This is a genomic window from Sphingomonas sp. TZW2008 (genome assembly GCF_002117915.1).
Classification (GTDB): domain Bacteria; phylum Pseudomonadota; class Alphaproteobacteria; order Sphingomonadales; family Sphingomonadaceae; genus Sphingomonas.
In genome coordinates, this window is record NZ_BDJB01000006.1 from 1 (window position 1) to 17,083 (window position 17,083).

Sequence of the window (17,083 nt, forward strand, 5' to 3'; positions counted from 1 at the left end):
TCGCAACGTTAACAGCGGTCACCCCGGCTCGATCACGACGATACATGCGGACTCGGCCGAGCTGGCGTTCGAGCAACTGACGCTGCTGGTAAAGGAGAGCGAGGGCGGCGCGGACCTGGCGCGCGAGGACATCCGCTCGCTGCTGAAAATTCTGGTCGACGTCGTGGTTCAGATGAAGAAGATCGACGGCAAATTCCGAATGACCGAGATCTACTATGATCCGGCAGGGCGCCATGCTGCCTAAAAAGGGCGCCATCCTCGCGCTCGGCATCCCGGTCGGGATTGTGGTCGCCTTCCTCATCACGTCGGTCGTCGCGTGGATCTACCTCGGACTCCCCAGCGCAAAGTTCGACATATTCAAGATGCCGGCGTTCTTCTGGTATTACCGGCATGACCCGGTGGTGCTGAAGGCCCTTGCCGGGGGTGCTCTGGTCGGCGTCATCATCGCCGGCCTGATGCTGTGGTGGGTCGCGAAGCAGAAGCCGCCCCTCCACGGTGCCGCCCGCTTCGCCAAGGAAGGCGAAATCCGCCGCGCCGGCTTTCGCGCCGATGACGGCATCGTCCTGGGTAAGAAGGGTGGCAAGTTCCTCACCTTCGGCGGCAGCGAACATTGCATCGTCGAGGCCCCTACCCGCTCGGGCAAGGGCGTCGGCATCGTCATTCCGAACCTCCTGTCATGGCAGGAGTCGGTCGTCGTCCTCGATGTGAAGCGTGAGAATTGGGACGCGACGGCGGGCTTTCGCAAGAAATACGGCCAAGCGGTTTACCTGTTCAACCCGACCGATCCGGAGGGGCGGACCTCCCGCTACAACCCGCTCGGCTACATCGATCGCACCGATCCCGACCAGGTAGTGATCGAGCTGCAAAAGATCGCAACGATGTTGTTCGTCCCTCCCGAACGTGGGGAACCATTCTGGACGGACTCGGCGCGGACCGCCTTCGTCGGTGTCGGTGCTTACCTCGCGGTCGCCGACCAACCCTTCACCATCGGCTCGATCTATCGGCTGATGACGACGGGCGACACGCGCGGGTTCTTCAAGCGCGTCCTCGACGATCGCTCGCTTGCTCTGTCGCACGGGTGCCGCAACGCCCTCGCCGATTTCACGTCGGGGGCGGACAATACGTTCGCCGGCATCGTCCAGACCGTCACGTCCAAGCTGAGCCTGTGGCTCAATCCCCGCGTCGACGCGGCGACGGAGGAGTGCGACTTCGATCTGCGCGAGCTGCGCACCAAGCGCATGTCAATCTATCTCGGCGTTTCCCCCGACGAGCTGGATCGGGTCGCGCCGCTCTACAACCTCCTGTTTCAGCAGCTTGTCGACCTGAACGTGCGCGATCTGCCCGGTGCCACAACGCCGCTCAAAGTCCTCGTCATCCTCGACGAGTTCGCGCGGATCGGGCGGGCACAAGTGATCGCCAGCGCCTTTTCCTACGTCGCCGGCTACGGCATCCGGCTCCTGCCCGTCATCCAATCCCGATCGCAGCTCCGCGCCGTCTACGGCGAGCACGTCGCCAACGAGATCGTCGCCAACTGCGGCGTCGAGGTCGCGTTCACTCCCAAGGAGCTACGGGTGGCAAACGAGCTTTCCGAACGGATCGGCTACGTCGGGCAGGAATCCGTCACGAAGTCGCTCACCATCCATGGCGTTCTGGCAAACCGCTCCAAGTCCATGTCGGACCAGCGTCGTGCCCTCCTGCTTCCGCAAGAGCTGATGCAGTTCCCGGATGGCGAATTGCTGCTCCTTCGGGGCGGCATACCTCCGATCCACGGCGACAAGATCCGCTACTATGCGGACGGACTCTTTCGTGCGCGTGTCGAGCCGGCGCCGGAAGTGCCTCCGATCCCCCGCACCCTGCGCGACGGCGAGGACCTGCCCGACTGCGCGCTGCCGACGTTCGATCAGCTCACGGACCCCGACCCGTTCACGTTCGCGATGGATTGCGTCGTCACCCAGGATCACCCTGACATGCTCATCGACGTGTCGGCCGAGCAACGTGGTGACGAGGTCGTTGGTGTAATCGAACAGGAGCGGTGACATGGTCGAGAATGTCGAAGGTGCCGGTGTCGGCAAGGAAGGCGAGGCTCGCCGTAGGCGGCCGATGGAAGTTCCGCCTGAGCTGGACTCTCGGTTCCTGCGGGTCGGGAACAAGCTTTATCGGAGCGCACACGACAAACAGCCGGTCGCGACAATCACGCCGGATCGGATCAAGGCCAAGGACCGGGACTCCCTCCCCGACCTGATCCGGCTCGCGAAAGAGAACGGGTGGACGTCGATCAAGGTCAGCGGCGATGCCGAGTTCCAGCGCGCCGCCTACCTCGCGGCCTCTGCGCAGGGTATCAAGGTCGACGGCTACAAGCCCGACGACAAGACGAAGGCTGCTGCCGAACGCGAGCAAGCGCGGCAGGCCGGCCTTCCCGACAACCAAGGGCAAACAACGCGGACTGCCAACCAGGCGCGAGACGCGAGAGAACAGCCCGAGCCTCGAACCGATCTGGCGGAGCGGTTTCGCCGGCAGTCAGACGTCCAGAACGCAAAAGATCCGGAGCTGCGGAAGGCCCAAAGCCATGTCGCGCTCGCGATGACGGTTGCAGCCGACCGCTTCCCCAACGACCACGAGAAGCGGCGCGAATTTGTGGCGGAACGCAAGGAAGATGTCGCGGCGCGGCTCGGTCGCGGCGAAGCCATCGCCGGCATCGAGGTGAAGGCTCGGCAGGAGCAACAGGTGCGCGAGATGACCCAGGATCAGGTCTTGCAGAAGTCCCGGTCGCGATGAGGTGGGGGTAGCCCTTCCTACAAGCAGGCCGATGGTGTGCCACGTGGCACACCATCGGCAGGGCAGCTAACGACCAGGACTCTTTCGTTATCAACCATGAAGCTTACGGCCGGCTAGCACCCGCCTCTTGAAATGTTCCCGCTGCGTTCCAAGCTTAGCCGGGGATTCTAAAAAAACGGGGATCGGATGCGGCAGCTCGACGTAGAGAACAAGCTCCGCGATGTTGTGAGCCGGATCATGCTGCAGGTTGAATTGGCGACCTCCCAAGGCCGCACCGATATCAACCTTGCCTTAGAGGATGCGCTGATCCCGATCCTCAGGTCAGTTTACAATCTGCCGCAGCTCATCAACCTTAATCGCAAACAGAAGAATTTCCCTGGCATCGATCTTGGCGACGACCACGATCGGGTCTGCTTCCAAGTCACCTCGACCACCTCACTTGAGAAGGTGAAGGCGACCGTTCGGCAGTTCATGGACCGCTCTTACTTCAACAGCTTCGACGAACTCTACGTTCTTATGCTGACGAAGAAGCAGGCGTCGTACAGTCAGGCCGCCGTCAACGAACTTGTTGGTGATAGCTTCGCGTTCAATTGCAAGAAGCACATTATCGATCTGGCCGATCTGCTCGGTGAAGTCGCTAAGCTGAGACTTGCGGCGCAGGAACGCGTACTCGGAGAGTTCCAGCACATTCTGGGTGAAGTTGACGCGTACATCAGCTACAGCTCAGAGACTGTCGCGCGCCCGACAGCAATTACTTCGAACCTCCAGCACATCCGCCTGCCGGCGGTTGTGTACGTTGCCGAACTGACGATCGACGACAAAGCCGTGGTTGCGCAGGCTCGGCAGTCGCTGTCCTACAAGCGCAGCCCGCGGGGTAGGACGCCAATCGTTAAGCTCGCGCTCCTGCTCAACGACATCCACACTGACGCTTGGGTGTGTCATGACAACAAGCTGTTCACCTTTCACGACATGGAGGCGAGTGGCCTCGTCAGCATCGTCGACGAGGGCTCGATCGATCAGCTCGAAGTCGCCGATCTCGCAGACTCGACGGAAATCGACAACGTGAACGTGCTGAAGCAGCTGCTGACTGCCGAAGCCCGCGAGCGGCTTAAACAACGCCATGTCCGCATGCAGCCCCGCGACCGCTTCTTCTACTTCACGGCGACTGAAGAAGGGCAGACTGAGCGTCGCGAGGCTTGGGTCGGAAAGCGAACTTCGATCCGCCGCGTATACGGGGTCAAATACCAGAAGAAGGACCCTACCAAGGTCGCCCACCACCAGCACCTGTCGTTCAATCTCACCTTTTCGAAGCTGGGCGACGAGTGGTACGCCCAGATCGTCCCCAGCTGGTTCTACTCATACGATGGGTGGCGCCAGTCGAACTGGCACGACGACCTGCTGTCGCAGCAGAAGCGGCTTGAGCATAACTCCAGCGTGCGGAACCTCGTCCGCTTTGTCGCTCACTTCCTCTCCGCTGCGGACGACGATGTCGGCCTCGCATTCGGGTCTCTCCTCGAGTTCAATGTCGGGGATGCAGACAACCTCGCGGACGACCAGGAAGAGATCTCCGATGGCTTTGACGAGGCCGACACGGGAGTCGCCGCATGAAGCTGACTACGATCGCCGAACCGCTCCTCGAATTCGGCACCGGCACCCACATCTGCCCACGCACCGGCATCGAGCACATGGGGGTGTACGATAAGCGGGACGAGCTACGCCGGACCGAGCTGCGGATCGGAGTCGTGGGCCGTGGCGAGGGCGTGGACCTTCTCGACGAATGGCTAGTCCAGTGCCGCAACGGCATTGAACGCAAGAAGGAGTCACAGCTGCTAAACCTCTTCCGGGGCTTCGGCGGCATCAACCAGAGCTACGGCTTTCTCACCCGTCTCATCAACTCCCCGCAGTACACCCGAACGCTCCAGAAGTCTGAGATCACGGCCGTCCTCAAGCTGCCTTCGCGGGCTGATCGCGTAGATCGCGCCGTTGAGCTATATTACGAGCAGGTTCGGTTCCTTGCCGAGAATCGCTCCGTAGATGTCATCGTCTGCGTGATGCCTAACGAGATGTTCGATTCCGTTACTTCCTCAAAGGACAGCAACGACGGCGAGACTGAGCTAGAGCACAACTTCAGACGCATTCTGAAGGCTAAGTGCATGCATCTCGGCACCCCGCTGCAGCTGGTACGCGAGAAAACCATTCTCATCACCAAGTTCTCCGGCGATCAGCAGGACGCCGCTACTAAGGCATGGAATTTCTGCACGGCCCTCTACTACAAAGGGAACCGCACCATCCCTTGGCGCCTCGTGGAGGACACCGCCAAGGTGAAATCCTGCTATATCGGCGTCGGTTTTTACAAGAGTCGCGACGGCGAGACAGTCTCGTCCAGCCTAGCGCAGGTGTTCGACGAGTTTGGGCACGGCATCATTCTACGCGGAACCCCGGTCTCCATCGACAAGAAGAACCGACATCCCTTTCTAGACGAGGATCAGGCCTACGAGCTCCTACGCGACGCGCTGGAGGAGTACGACCGTGCACTCCAACACATGCCAGCTCGGATCGTGATCCATAAGTCCAGCCACTTCCGCGACAGCGAGCGCCGCGGCTTCCTGCGTGCGCTGGACGAGAAGGGCATCCGTTCAAAGGATTTCGTCGCGATCACTGATACTGACGTCAGGCTCTTCGGCGATGGCACTTATCCTCCAAGGCGCGGCACCATGCTCGCCATCTCAGAGACCGAGGGTATCCTCTACACACGCGGTACGGTCGACTTCTACAAGACCTATCCCGGCGCGTACGTCCCAAAGCCGCTGAAGGTCACCATTTACGAGCAGGACTCCTCTCTTGAAAGCCTTTGCGAGGAGATCTTGGGCCTCACCAAGATGAACTGGAACAATACTCAGATGGACGGACGCCTGCCGATCACGCTGGAGTGCGCGCGCAAAATCGGTGACATTATGAAGTACGTAAGCCCCACGGAAAAGCCGCAGGTTAGCTACAGCTTCTATATGTAATCGCCCTGCCTGTGGTCGGGATCGGTGACTGGCGTTCAAGCCTGCACAACGGCCCTAAGTAAGTTTGTCGGATTGAAGGCGGGCTTCCTGTAGCTGGTGGCGGACAATCAGCGCCTCCTGGTAGGCGGCGGAGGTGTGCCACGTGGCACACCCTGTTCCTGTTCCTGCGCCGAGCTGCTCCTGGTTCGCCTCTCCGCATCTCTCACGCGCGCCTCTGCCTCGCGCAGCATCCGATCGGGAACGGTGTCGATGCTGGCTCGCTCCTGAAGGAATTGCCGCACGTCGCGCGCGAGGTTGCGGTCCTCGCGATCGGGGCTGCGGTCGAGCCGTTCGGCCGCTGCCTCATAGCGCCGCTTGGTGTCCTGCCAACGCGCCCGCGTTTTGGACACAAAGGCGGGCTGCTGCGCCTTCCCAAGCGCGATCTGCATCGCCTCGCGCGCTTGCCGTAAATCGGCCTCAGTCGGCTGACGTGAAGCGCCGCTACGTATGCGTGCGCGGAGCTGCGTCAGCGCCATGCTGGTGCCAGCCCTTCCCTGGCCTCGCGTGTAGCGTGGCGTTGCCTCGGCCTCGACACCGCGGCTGCGGAGCGCCTCCGCGAATGCCTCCCGAAAGCGAAACAAATCCTCCCGCCTCGGATCAAAGCGCTTGCGATCAAGGCCCTCGGCCTGGACCGTGAGATGGACATGCGGGCGCGGCGTGTCCGTATGGAGCGCCATCAGATAGTCGTGGTTGTCGCCGATCATTCGCTCGGCCGCCTCACGAACCGCCTGCTTTACGGTCTCCGGATCGGTTCCCGCCGGCATGGAAAACACCATTGCCACGGCCGACACGGTCGTGCCTTGGCGCCAGTATAGCGGATCGGACCACTCGTCTGCGATCCGCTGCGCGTCCTCCTTCGTCGCGATCTGCTCGCCATCGCGCGTCTCGATCCGGATGTCGCCGTGGCGGCCGATATAATCGAGATGTGCAGCGAGATGCTTGGCGCCCTTCTTCCGTCCGGTCACCTTGACGAGCACTTCGGGCGTGCATCGAACGACACGCGCCAGCGTAGCCCGGGCGTCTCCTCGATGATGCGACGCTGCCGGCGATCTAGACGCAAACGGCCCCGTGCCGTTGACGACGTTCCGGGCATATTTGACGTTCGGATCGCTGACGAGGCGCGGCTTGAAGCTCGGCTTCATCGCCTCCCATAATTCGTCCTCGCGATCCCCGAACGGCATCAGTCGGCGACCTCCCAGAAAGCGATCTCACCGCGCAGCACGTCCGCCAGCGAGGCGATCTGCACGTTGATCTCCTCCCGCATATCCGCGATCCGGCGCAGCTCGCGATCGATCTGCAGGCCACTGTCGGCCATCATCGCGGCGTTACCAGCCTTCATCGCCTGATTGAGATTGCGGCCGATACGCTGGAGCTGCATGCGGATCGGCGCCACGGCATCGCGCAGGCCGTCGTCCACGCCGGCCTTTAGCGCGATGTGTCGGCGCACCAGTGCCTTGATCCATCCAGCGCGATCTACGCCCCGCTCGGCCGCGCGATGATCGAGGACGGCCGCTTCGGCGTCCGTGAAGGTGAGCGACACGCGATTGCCGGCACTGTCGGCGCGCGGAGCGATCCGGGGGGCATCGGCTACATGCTTTAAGGCTTGCTGAAGTACGGTGCGGAGAAGCGCGCTGCGCCCTCCCCTGCCCTCGGCCACGGCGTCGAACGCGGCAAGCAGTTCGCGATCGACGCGCGCCGTCAACATCGCTGAATCTTTGGTGGGGGATGCAGATTGCGGCGCGAGCGACATGGCCCTGCAAGGGTAATGTAATACAGTGAACGCAGCAACGCCTATCCTGCCATCCAACACCCCATACCAAAATCAGCCTTCAAGTGTGCCACGTGGCACACCCAATCCGTTTTAGAAGTGATGAAGTCGCGGAAGGAAGGATTGGACCTGAGCGTGAGTGTCGGTCACCACCGACGCTCTCCGTCAGCCGGCGCGATCAGCGCCAGCTTACGATACGGGGTTCCGCCTCGTCCTCAAAGTGCAGCAATGCCTCGACGACCATCGCACGCTTGCCTTCGATCTCGATCGTTGGGCGCTCCACCCGCTGCTTGCCCGCCCTGGGCTTAGATGGCGAGCGAGGCCCGGGAGCAGGGGCCTCGGCCAAAGCACTGTCCGTCGGCGCTTGACCGACAGGCACCGGCGTTTCGTCCATTGCGCGATCGGCCTCGTCGTCCCGGATCACATCCGTCGTCGCCGTCGCTTCGCCTCCTTCAGCCGCTGCCGGATCATCTTCGCCGGTAGGGGGGGGCGTTTCGGCTTGAGGGGCAGGCGTAGGCGGGGGCTTTGGCGCCGATTTCTTCGCGCCAACCTCGCGCGCGAACCGCTCGCACGCCAACACCGTCATATCCTCGACCGCGGTGTTGGCGACGAATACGCGGGTTGCCGCATCGTCGGTCTTCGCGGCCTGGGTGAGAGCGACCGCGCTCCGCATCGAAATGTCGGCAAACAGCGCAGCGATATAGTCGGGAGCCTTCGCGAGCCCCTGATAGCGGGTTAACAGCGTGCGGTTGCGACCGGTCGCACGGGCCAGCTCGGCGAGCGAACGTCCGTTTGCGACCTGTCCGGTGACGAACCGGATCATGTCGGCTGTCGACAAGTCCTCGCGCTGATCATTCTCGATGAACTGATCGATCCGGACCTGCTCGACGTCGTCCGTCTTGCTGACGATCGCGCGGACTTGCACCCCGAGCTTCTGGCACGCGCGCCAGCGCCGCTCGCCATACATGATCCGATAGCGCCCTTCGGCATCCTTCGGGGCAACGGTGATGGGCTGAAGTTGGCCACGCTCCTTGATCGTCTCGGCCATCTCGTCGATCTTAGCCGAGTCGATCTCGCTGCGGACGTTCTCAGGATCGGGGTACACCAGCTCGGGATCGAGGAGCTGGACGCGATCGGCGTCCGCCACGGCCGCCTTCTCGCTGAAAACGTCGAAGCCGGAGAAGTCTGTCATTTGTGGCTCCCGATCCGGGTCATGGCTTCCTCGAGAAAAGCGCGCATGGGCGGGAGTGAAGTCCGCACATCCTTGTCGAACCGCCACACCGGCACATGCTCTTGGATGGCCTGGCTGTAGTGCGCTCGTTCTGGAAGGAAGTTGGTGAACAGGTTGCGCCCGATCTTCTCTTTGATTGCAGCCAGCATCTTCATTTGGTGGGTATCGTTAGCGCGCACTCGATTGGGCACGAGCCCTACGACGTGGATCGGCGTTTTCCGACGCTGGTTCACGGTCTGGATCGAGTCCGACACCTGCTTGGTCGCTGCCGGACCGAACGGCCCCAGTTCGACGGGGACGATCAAGTGGTTGCACACCAACAGAGCCGCGAAATTGATCCATGACCAGGAGGGCGGCGTGTCGATGATGCAGAAGTCGAAAAACGGATCGAGCGTCGGAAAATTGGCGTTCAGAGCCGACAGCGCGCGGGGGTAATCAGCGTCATATTCCCCGCCCATGCGATTGGAGTAGATCGCGAGCCGGGGGAAGGTAGCAGGCGGCACATATTTCGGTTCGAACAGCGGCTTGCACGTGCCGAGGCTCTCGAACTCGGCTAGCGCGTCGGTCGCATTGCACTGGCGATCGAGATCGAGGAACAGCACACGATGACCGGCGTCGGCGAGCAGCCATGCCAAATGGCACGCGATCATGGTCTTGCCCGCGCCGCCCTTCTCGACATTGATGGCGATGGTCTTCACGCCCTACCAGCCTCGATCAGAATTGTTTTTCCAGTGCTCATAACCGCGATAGTTGGAATCCGTGCGGGTGTTGCGGCGCCCCTCCTCGTCCGGAGTGTCGCCACTCCAGATGCGCGGGGTAGAACCGCCACCGCCTCTTAGGACGGCCCACGCGATCAGGACGAATAGCCCGATCGTCAGCAGATTACCCAACATGGCCTTCCTCCGTCGCCTTGATGAAAGGCGCAGCCTGTAATATACGATACCGCAAATGCCGTCAATATGCGGTATCGGTAATTACTAGGGCAATGGATGACGTCTAGCAAGGTCCGTTCCGTTGGTCGCCCTCCGATGGAGGATCAGACGCTTGCGCGTTTTCCCAAGGGCACGCTCGGGCGCATCAAATCTGTTCTGCGGGAGAGCGAGAGCCAGGCCGACTTCATTCGCGAGGCGGTCGAGCTGGAGCTTCGCCGGCGGGAAGGGCCGCCGGTAGGCGGCCCCGACCGCGCCTAGTCGCGGTCCTCCGAACCCTTGGCGAGAACCGCGAAGCCGTCCGCGATCAGCTCCACCGTGTAGCGCCGGCCCTCGGTCGTGTCGTAGGAGTTTTGGCGGACGCGGCCCGTGATGTGAACCAGGTCGCCCTTCTGCGCCTTGGCGGCGCGCTCGATCAGCTTGCCGAACAGTGTCACCTCATTCCAGTGCGTGTCCGTCACCCATTCGCCATTCTCCTGCCGGTTGTAGTTGGCGGCGACGTTCACCTTCGTCACCTTGTCATGCTCCGTGATCTTTCCGACCCGGCCGATGATCCGAAACTCCGCGATGTTCTGCATGGTCCTGTCCTTCGATCGATCAGGCTCATTCCTGATGGGTATCGAAGGGGAGTGCAGACGCCGCGATCAAGCAAAAAAACGGAGGGTCCGCACAGCGGAAACCGTAGGCGCAGCCGGTTATTTGCTTGATCGTAGAAGGCGGCCAACACCCATTGTCCCATCAGTTCAGGAATAGCCGATCGAAAGGGCTCGGACGTGAGACGCGCGCGGATTTCGCCGGCGGGACGAGAATCGCAACGCACTTGGTGATGGTCGACCGGCTCGCCACTGCCGCGGAGAAAGAAATCGCGACATCGCCGAAGAGCGACGATGTCGGGTCCGATCGCGCGCAACGAGGCGCTCGGGGCTGACGCTACGATGGCGTTCGTCGACGAGAAACGGCTGCATCAGGCGCGAACGTGACCATTTGAGCGCGACAGAAAACGCATGCTCCTCCTGGGAGCACCGCGACGCGTAGCGTCGCGTCCGGCAGTTCGGCTGGGCTTTGTCGGTGGGGTTTGTTCTTTCGGTTTCGTCAGGTCCGTCTCGCCGTCAGGCGTTAAAGCGTTGGCCGTCTAGGCCAACTCCATCTGTGCTTAGAACATATGAATCTAGGAGCGGTTGACCATTTTTTTGAGACTCCTGCTTCTCGATCGCGATGGCAAGGCTGTCCAGCACACGACGCAGGCCCGCGTCCTCGATCTCCTCAGCCACAACCTGGCGAGGCGTGCGCCACAGGCGCATTGCCTCGATCTCCTCGATACGATCGGTTTCACGCTGCACCACGTCGTCGGGAAGCGGGACGGGCCGAAGCCGCCGCGGAAGGAAGCGGGCAAGCCTGTTGGGGAAACTCATCCGATAGACGTTGGACGTCTGTGCGTTGCGAGCCTTCGGGCGATCGGCGGGAGGGTCGATCGGCACGCACCGGCGCTGCTTGTCGAGCAAGCCCATCTTGGCGAGGATCGACAGCCCGCGCCCCACGCTCGCGCGGGAAAGACCGGTGTGCGTCTCGATCCACTCCCAGGTCGGGAATACCTTGCCGGCACAGGTGCGCGCGAGATGTGTAAGCTGCTCGAAGACGCGGACCGCCGCGGGCGTAATCAGCGTGACGAGCCGTTCGTCCTCGGTGAGCTGGCGCCCCTCGGAGCGGGCAAGACGACGGATGGCGTTCTTGCGCTTCAGCAGCTCCACGGCCTTCTTGTAGAGCCGGTCGGTCTCACCCTTGGCGTAGGTGTAGAAGAAGTCATCCTCGAAGGTGCCGGCTCTGCGGCTGTTCGGATGCACATGCGCACGCGTGGGGTTCGGTGCGCCCGATCGTGACCTCGGCCGCGCCCGTTCGAGGCGATCGAGCGCCATGAAGCTCGCCCGCGCGAGTGTAACAGCTCCCATCTTCCGTCCCCTTTTTGGGGCCGGGACCAGGCAAAACTAGAGCGTGGCGCGAAGCGCGCTCCCTTGAACCAAGGCTCGGGAACGGGTATGAGAAGGATGTCTTACGTCCCGATCGATGCCGCCAAGCATCGCTCATCACGTTCCAGGGTGCCCGGCCTTCGTGCCGGGCATTCGTTTATGTGGTCACGGCCGATCCCCGTTTCTGCCGCCCGCGGTTCGCGTTCGACGACGGCGATTTTTGCAGAAATCACGGCGCCGGCGAACAACAACAATTCGTGCTTTGGCGGACCCAAGCCCTAAAAAGCTCGTGCTTTGGCGGACCTCAGCGCTTCGCATTCGTGCTTTGCCGGACCGGCGTTCGTGCTTTCACGGACCCACGTTCGTGTTTTGCCGGACCACACGTCTCCGGACGAACAGATCGATTCGGAATGCCCTGTCAGGCGGCCGACAGCGACGGCTTGGGGGTAATCGTCACAGTTGTGGCCGCAGTCGTTCGCCGCTTGGTCGTCGACATCTCAGCAGCAGGGCCATCGCCCATGACGATGTGGTAGTCCGGGATGGCGTTCTCTTCCGAGATTCCCTTCATCACGTGCCGGAAGTGCTTCAGAGAATTCTGGTAGCCGAGCTGAAGACGCAGATCGTCCAGCCCCACTTGAACTGCCCCGGCCGTACACGTCGATCGAGCGACTTCGTAAAGTCTGCGCTCGACCGGCCCGAGCTGGAAGTAGGACGGAGAATATTCCAGAACGCGCCGGTCGCGCAGGATCGCGCGATAGAGCCAATCGCACAGTCGGACCTTGACGCCCTTGAGGCGCTTTTCGCCCCGAGCATTCTTTTGGTAATGAAGCTGGGCTTCCGACAGCCACGAAAAAAAGCCCGCCTGTCCCTCGCCACCGGCCTCGATGTTGGTCTTGATCTGCGTACCCTGCAGTCGTTCCAAGGCATCCGACAGCCGCGAATAGGATCGCGCCGAGCCGTTGACGCCGGTGACGCGGAATAGATCGTGGGCGGTGAAATAAAAGTCCTGCGCGACCGTCTCCCCGGCATCGAGCTTCGCCACCAGAAGGCTGGCGATATAGAGCAGCACTTCCTTGTCGTAGATGGTCGCCACGCCGCGGGGACCAGGTCCGATCTCGATCGACACTGACTCGGTCTTGTAGATCAGCGGCCGCTTCCACGCTGTCTTGGTCAGCGCGAAGAACGGGTAGGCCATCAACGACTGCTCGCCGCGAACCTCTGTCAGCAACGGGCTGTCGAGGACGAACAGGTCGCCTTGCCCTGCAGCGCGCCCGGTCATGCAGCGACCTCCGGAAGCAGCTCGATCGCTAAGGTCCGCGAAAGCACGAAAGAAGGGAGGCGGTGGTCCGTGAAAGCACGAAACGAAGCGCTCGCCCCCTCGGAGAAGGCAGGCAGAAAGCCAAGCTGACGCCCGCTTTCGTGCTTTCGCGGACCCGGGTGAGGAGTGGCAGCGACCGCACGACCCCGTATCGCAAACGATCGGGGCTGTTGAAAAACACCGGACACGTTGACCTTACCCCTGTGTTCCGCTCCCAAAGCTATGGGAGCGACGCCATGATGGGCACGGCCTGCGGTAGTGGAAGGTCGGGGCCGGGCTCCCGCACTATAGAAGCGATGTTGCCGCGCGACCACCTGCTTCGCCGGGTCGACCGGCTGCTCGATATGGGCGAACTGAGGGCGGCGCTGGCGCGACACTATAGTCCGCGCGGTCGGCCATCGGTCGATCCCGAACTGCTGATCCGCATGGCGCTGATCAGCCGCATCTATGCGATCAGATCGGAGCGCCGGCTGTGCGAGGAACTGCGCTACAACCTCGCTTACCGCTGGTTCTGTCGCCTTCTGCCAGGCGCGGCCGTCCCGCACCACTCCACCTTCAGCAAGAACCGGCATGGCCGCTTCCGTGACGCCGGCGTGTTCCGGCTGCTGTTCGAGAACACGGTCCGGCACTGCATTACGGCCGGGCTGGTCGCCGGCAAAGACGCGGCGATCGACGCCTCGTTCATCGCCGCGGATGCGAGCTGGCAGCGCAAGGTGCTTCCCATCAACCTGCCAGACGCGAGCCGTGCGACCCGCCCGGTCCGCGAATGGCTGACCGATCGGGCAAGGACGCCAAAACCGCTGACCGGCACGGGCAAAGGTTTTCCGGGTGTCTCGCGCACCGATCCTGCCGCGGCCTGGTCGGCGCGGACCGTGCGCGGACGGTTCGGCTATGCCCTCAATGTCCTGATCGACACCCCGAGCGGGGCCGCGCTTGATGTGGAAGCAACTCCTGCCCGCTTCGCTGACGAGGTGGACGCCGGGAGAGATATGCTGGCACGGGCCGCGGATCGGTTCGGCTACCGGCCCAAGCGCGTTGCGGCCGACAAGGCGTATGGCAGCGCCACATTTCTCGCCTTCGTGCGCGACCACGGCGCGTTGCCGCACATTCCCGTGATCGAGCGCTCCGAGCAGACCAAAGGCAAATTCCCGCGTGAAGCGTTCATCTACGACCGGGAGCACGACCGCTTCACCTGCCCGGACGGCAAGGCCCTTGCACACCGCGGTTTTCACCGGCCGACCGGCGTTCATCGCTATAGCGCCCGGCCAGATGACTGTCGGGCGTGCGCCTTGCGCAAACGATGCACGGACGGGCGTCACCGCGCCTTGTGTCGCATGGAGGACGAAGACGCGCGCGACCTCGCGCGAGCCGAAATGCGGACCGGCCTCTTCAAGCGATCCATGCGGCTGCGGCGCGGCGTCGAGCGCCTGTTCGCCGATGCCAAGGTGAAGCACGGCATGGTCCGGCTTCACCTGCGCGGCATTCGGGGCGCGGAAGAGGAGTTCCTGGTCGGCGCGGCCGTGCTGAACCTTCTGCTGCTGGCGCGACCCGATCACGCGGCTTCCCGCTCACTTGCCGGGAAATGACGGTAGAAGGTCGAGAGGCCGACCTGTAGAAGCTTCGCTACCTTGGCGGGCTTGTCCCCGGCCGCGAGCAGCTTGCGCGCCGTGTCCAGCTTCTCGGGCGTGAGCGCCGACTTGCGACCGCCACCTGTCCCGCCTTTCTGGCGGGCCGCGGCCAGCCCGGCGATCGTCCGCTCCTTCACCAACTCGCGCTCCATTTCGGCGACCGAGGCGAGGATATGGAACAGGAGGCGACCCGAAGCCGTGGACGTGTCGAATCCGTCCGTCAGGGACCGGAAATCGACCTTGCGCGCGGACAGGTCGGCCGCCAGCGCGATCAGGCCTTGGATCGAGCGGCCGAGCCGATCGAGTTTCCAGATCACGATGCAGTCGCCAGCGCGCGCGAAGCTGAGCGCTTCCGCCAGTCCCGGCCGATCGACCTTCGCGCCGCTCGCCTTGTCGGTGAACAGCTTCTCGCACCCGGCCTTGGTCAGGGCGTCGGTCTGGAGCGACAGGTCTTGGTCGGTTGTGGAGACGCGCGCATAGCCGATCAGCATTTTCCCGTTTCTCCATCCCGAACCGCCGGTTTCGGGAATCATAAATCGGGAACACATTTTGGGAAAGAAAAACCTGCTCTGGGCGAGCTATCGAGTGCCGGGCCGGTTTTCCCGCTCCACGTTCCTTTACGGGAACGCCGATCAGGCTCTGGTTAGCTCAGTTTTGCGCGTGATAGTCCAATGCTCCAGTCGTTTGTAGACGATCACCTTGTCGCCGATCAGATCTCCATGCCGGCGACAGAAGAGGTCGAGCTGATCGCGATCGCCGACCAGTTCGACACAGATCGTCAGATGCGGATCGGCAATTTCCGAGCCGTTCTCCCGGATCGGTTCGTGATTGCTGAAGCCGTAATGGGTATTTTGCGCGACGGCGTTGATGATGCCGTCCGCCTTCGCGGTGCGAATCAGCTCGCGATAGAGCGGCTTTGCCCCCCAGAAGCGACGCGGGCCGATCTTGTCGGACGGTTTCAGATAGATGCGCAGCATCCCGACTTCGCGGTGATGGACGGTGAAACGATTGGGCATGACGGGCTTTCGACAGGAAACAGGATCAGGCGCGCGTGCGCCGGCGAGAAGCGCGGTGCGTGCGGGCATCGCGCAGGGTCGCGTCGGGTGTGAGGTGTGCGGCAGGTACCTTTGGCACAGCGACGCGCTGCGACAGGTAGATGCCGTTGTGGCCTGAGCAGAGGTAGGCGACGAAGCACGCGACTGCGATCGGCACCGTATAGGCCGCGCCGAACAACTCGATCCCCATGAACGTGCAAGCCAGCGGTGTGTTGGCCGCGCCCGCGAACAGCGCGACGAAGCCGATCGCTGCGAATAGCCCCGACGGTACTCCGAACATCGGCGCGAGCGCATTGCCGAGCGCCGCGCCGATAAAGAACAGCGGCGTGACCTCGCCCCCCTTGAAGCCCGCGCTCAGGGTCACGACGGTAAAGAGCAGCTTCAGCGCCCAGCTCCACGAGTGCGTATCGGGACCAAAGAAGCTGGCGATGGTCAGGCTGTCCGGTGTCGCGGCGAGCGTACCCAGGCCAAGATAGTCGCGGGTTCCGAGCAGCCAGACCAGCGCAATCACGGCCAGCCCGCCGATAACGGGTCGTAGTGGGCCATAGGGGATCACGCGCTTCAACCATCCGCCCAGCGCGTGATTGGCCTCGGCAAAGGTCAGCCCGGTCAGACCGAAGGCAATGCCGGCGACACCGGCCTTGGCGACGAGCAGCGCGTCGACCGGCACCAGCGCATCGACATGGTAGACGCCGTGATGAATGCCCCAGGCAAGACAGGTCCAGTCACCGACCAGCGCCGCGACCAGGCATGGCACCAGCGCGCGATACTCGACCCGACCGATCGCCAGCACCTCCAGTGCAAAGACCGCGCCCGCAATCGGCGTCCCGAAGACCGCGCCGAACCCAGCCGCGATCCCGGTCATAAGGAGGGTGCGTGTCGCTTCCGCATCCAATCTGAGCGCGCGTCCAAACCCGCTGGCAAGACTGCCGCCCAACTGCACGGCGGTGCCTTCACGTCCCGCCGATCCCCCGAACAGATGTGTCACGACCGTGCCGAAGAAGATGAGCGGAGCCATGCGCAGCGGCACGCCGCCCCCCGGTTCGTGGATTTGCTCGACGATGAGGTTGTTGCCGCCTTCGACCGAGCGCCCTGTCAGATGGTAGAGCAGTCCGACCACGAACCCGCCGATCGGCAGCAGGTAGAGCAGCCAGGGAAAGGCGAAGCGAAGCCGGGTTACGGCGTCGAGGCTCCGCAGGAAGGCCGCGCAGAGCGTTCCCACCGCTGCGGCCATCGGGACCAGGATCAAAGCCCACCGCAGTACCGACGTGGCATGGGTGCGGCGATCGCGAATGAACGCTGCCATGTTGAACTGGTCATAGAGATTGCGAAATGTCGCGCGCACGATTCCTCCTTGCTGCCTTG

At 62.8% G+C, this 17,083-nt stretch carries 17 protein-coding genes and 1 pseudogene; 7 read left to right on the forward strand and 11 right to left on the reverse strand.

The window, feature by feature from the left end:
• From B7L05_RS08260 to B7L05_RS08280, 5 genes and pseudogenes are all read left to right on the forward strand, one after another.
• Window positions 1–244: pseudogene (locus B7L05_RS08260) on the forward strand (ATPase, T2SS/T4P/T4SS family); the annotation flags it as partial.
• Window positions 216–2,036 (forward strand): type IV secretory system conjugative DNA transfer family protein, encoded by a 1,821-nt coding sequence (locus B7L05_RS08265; RefSeq protein ID WP_375601253.1) that lies wholly within the window; start codon window positions 216–218, stop codon window positions 2,034–2,036. The pseudogene B7L05_RS08260 and the gene B7L05_RS08265, both read left to right, overlap by 29 nt.
• A gap of 1 nt (window position 2,037) precedes the next feature.
• Window positions 2,038–2,775 carry an LPD7 domain-containing protein gene (locus B7L05_RS08270; RefSeq protein ID WP_058733696.1) on the forward strand — a complete coding sequence of 246 codons (738 nt, stop codon included), beginning with the start codon at window positions 2,038–2,040 and terminating at the stop codon, window positions 2,773–2,775.
• 186 nt (window positions 2,776–2,961) lie between these two features.
• Window positions 2,962–4,383, forward strand: coding sequence for an SMEK domain-containing protein (locus B7L05_RS08275; protein ID WP_085809851.1), 1,422 nt, complete (start codon window positions 2,962–2,964; stop codon window positions 4,381–4,383).
• Window positions 4,380–5,786, forward strand: coding sequence for a hypothetical protein (locus B7L05_RS08280; RefSeq protein ID WP_085809852.1), 1,407 nt, complete (start codon window positions 4,380–4,382; stop codon window positions 5,784–5,786). Before B7L05_RS08275 ends, B7L05_RS08280 begins: the two co-directional genes overlap by 4 nt.
• A 107-nt stretch (window positions 5,787–5,893) precedes the next feature.
• On the opposite strand, the gene B7L05_RS08285 is transcribed toward B7L05_RS08280, so the two are convergent.
• From B7L05_RS08285 to B7L05_RS08305, 5 genes are all read right to left on the reverse strand, one after another.
• Window positions 5,894–6,967, reverse strand: a complete 1,074-nt coding sequence (locus B7L05_RS08285; protein ID WP_256926666.1) for a relaxase/mobilization nuclease domain-containing protein — start codon at window positions 6,965–6,967, stop codon at window positions 5,894–5,896.
• A 38-nt stretch (window positions 6,968–7,005) separates the two neighbouring features.
• A complete protein-coding gene (locus B7L05_RS08290; protein WP_085809854.1) occupies window positions 7,006–7,530 on the reverse strand; it encodes a hypothetical protein in 525 nt (174 codons plus the stop codon).
• 241 nt (window positions 7,531–7,771) lie between these two features.
• Window positions 7,772–8,785, reverse strand: a complete 1,014-nt coding sequence (locus B7L05_RS08295; RefSeq protein ID WP_085809855.1) for a ParB/RepB/Spo0J family partition protein — start codon at window positions 8,783–8,785, stop codon at window positions 7,772–7,774.
• Window positions 8,782–9,522 carry a ParA family protein gene (locus tag B7L05_RS08300; RefSeq protein WP_085809856.1) on the reverse strand — a complete coding sequence of 247 codons (741 nt, stop codon included), beginning with the start codon at window positions 9,520–9,522 and terminating at the stop codon, window positions 8,782–8,784. The genes B7L05_RS08295 and B7L05_RS08300 overlap by 4 nt, the downstream gene beginning before the upstream one ends.
• A gap of 3 nt (window positions 9,523–9,525) precedes the next feature.
• A complete protein-coding gene (locus tag B7L05_RS08305; RefSeq protein WP_085809857.1) occupies window positions 9,526–9,717 on the reverse strand; it encodes a hypothetical protein in 192 nt (63 codons plus the stop codon).
• A 135-nt stretch (window positions 9,718–9,852) separates the two neighbouring features.
• Between B7L05_RS08305 and B7L05_RS17420 the strand changes: the two genes are divergently transcribed.
• Window positions 9,853–10,014 (forward strand): YlcI/YnfO family protein, encoded by a 162-nt coding sequence (locus tag B7L05_RS17420; RefSeq protein ID WP_161604098.1) that lies wholly within the window; start codon window positions 9,853–9,855, stop codon window positions 10,012–10,014.
• Here B7L05_RS17420 and B7L05_RS08310 read toward each other — a convergent pair.
• From B7L05_RS08310 to B7L05_RS08320, 3 genes are all read right to left on the reverse strand, one after another.
• Window positions 10,011–10,331, reverse strand: a complete 321-nt coding sequence (locus tag B7L05_RS08310; protein WP_085809858.1) for a single-stranded DNA-binding protein — start codon at window positions 10,329–10,331, stop codon at window positions 10,011–10,013. The two genes, B7L05_RS17420 and B7L05_RS08310, sit on opposite strands and share 4 nt — an antisense overlap.
• A gap of 531 nt (window positions 10,332–10,862) precedes the next feature.
• Window positions 10,863–11,666: an RNA replicase gene (locus B7L05_RS08315; protein WP_256926667.1), complete on the reverse strand. Its 804-nt coding sequence runs from the start codon at window positions 11,664–11,666 to the stop codon at window positions 10,863–10,865.
• Window positions 11,667–12,135: 469 nt separating this feature from the next.
• Window positions 12,136–12,996: a replication initiator protein A gene (locus B7L05_RS08320; protein ID WP_085809860.1), complete on the reverse strand. Its 861-nt coding sequence runs from the start codon at window positions 12,994–12,996 to the stop codon at window positions 12,136–12,138.
• 335 nt (window positions 12,997–13,331) lie between these two features.
• Between B7L05_RS08320 and B7L05_RS08325 the strand changes: the two genes are divergently transcribed.
• A complete protein-coding gene (locus tag B7L05_RS08325) occupies window positions 13,332–14,621 on the forward strand; it encodes a transposase (RefSeq protein ID WP_144037198.1) in 1,290 nt (429 codons plus the stop codon).
• Here the strand turns inward: B7L05_RS08325 and B7L05_RS08330 are convergent.
• From B7L05_RS08330 to B7L05_RS08340, 3 genes are all read right to left on the reverse strand, one after another.
• Window positions 14,588–15,154 carry a recombinase family protein gene (locus B7L05_RS08330; RefSeq protein ID WP_085809861.1) on the reverse strand — a complete coding sequence of 189 codons (567 nt, stop codon included), beginning with the start codon at window positions 15,152–15,154 and terminating at the stop codon, window positions 14,588–14,590. The genes B7L05_RS08325 and B7L05_RS08330 overlap by 34 nt on opposite strands.
• Before the next feature lie 141 nt (window positions 15,155–15,295).
• A complete protein-coding gene (locus B7L05_RS08335; protein WP_007406288.1) occupies window positions 15,296–15,679 on the reverse strand; it encodes a DUF190 domain-containing protein in 384 nt (127 codons plus the stop codon).
• 25 nt (window positions 15,680–15,704) lie between these two features.
• A complete protein-coding gene (locus B7L05_RS08340; protein WP_007406263.1) occupies window positions 15,705–17,063 on the reverse strand; it encodes a voltage-gated chloride channel family protein in 1,359 nt (452 codons plus the stop codon).
• Window positions 17,064–17,083 lie beyond the last annotated feature (20 nt).

Coding starts and splice junctions, on each gene's coding strand:
- B7L05_RS08325 (WP_144037198.1), top strand. CDS start 13,332: ATGTTGCCGCGCGACCACCTGCTTCGCCGGGTCGACCGGCTGCTCGAT.
- B7L05_RS08295 (WP_085809855.1), bottom strand. CDS start 8,785: ATGACAGACTTCTCCGGCTTCGACGTTTTCAGCGAGAAGGCGGCCGTG.
- B7L05_RS08270 (WP_058733696.1), top strand. CDS start 2,038: ATGGTCGAGAATGTCGAAGGTGCCGGTGTCGGCAAGGAAGGCGAGGCT.
- B7L05_RS08275 (WP_085809851.1), top strand. CDS start 2,962: ATGCGGCAGCTCGACGTAGAGAACAAGCTCCGCGATGTTGTGAGCCGG.
- B7L05_RS08280 (WP_085809852.1), top strand. CDS start 4,380: ATGAAGCTGACTACGATCGCCGAACCGCTCCTCGAATTCGGCACCGGC.
- B7L05_RS08305 (WP_085809857.1), bottom strand. CDS start 9,717: ATGTTGGGTAATCTGCTGACGATCGGGCTATTCGTCCTGATCGCGTGG.
- B7L05_RS08310 (WP_085809858.1), bottom strand. CDS start 10,331: ATGCAGAACATCGCGGAGTTTCGGATCATCGGCCGGGTCGGAAAGATC.
- B7L05_RS08335 (WP_007406288.1), bottom strand. CDS start 15,679: ATGCCCAATCGTTTCACCGTCCATCACCGCGAAGTCGGGATGCTGCGC.
- B7L05_RS08290 (WP_085809854.1), bottom strand. CDS start 7,530: ATGTTGACGGCGCGCGTCGATCGCGAACTGCTTGCCGCGTTCGACGCC.
- B7L05_RS08315 (WP_256926667.1), bottom strand. CDS start 11,666: ATGGCGCTCGATCGCCTCGAACGGGCGCGGCCGAGGTCACGATCGGGC.
- B7L05_RS08265 (WP_375601253.1), top strand. CDS start 216: ATGATCCGGCAGGGCGCCATGCTGCCTAAAAAGGGCGCCATCCTCGCG.
- B7L05_RS17420 (WP_161604098.1), top strand. CDS start 9,853: ATGGAGGATCAGACGCTTGCGCGTTTTCCCAAGGGCACGCTCGGGCGC.
- B7L05_RS08330 (WP_085809861.1), bottom strand. CDS start 15,154: ATGCTGATCGGCTATGCGCGCGTCTCCACAACCGACCAAGACCTGTCG.
- B7L05_RS08285 (WP_256926666.1), bottom strand. CDS start 6,967: ATGAAGCCGAGCTTCAAGCCGCGCCTCGTCAGCGATCCGAACGTCAAA.
- B7L05_RS08320 (WP_085809860.1), bottom strand. CDS start 12,996: ATGACCGGGCGCGCTGCAGGGCAAGGCGACCTGTTCGTCCTCGACAGC.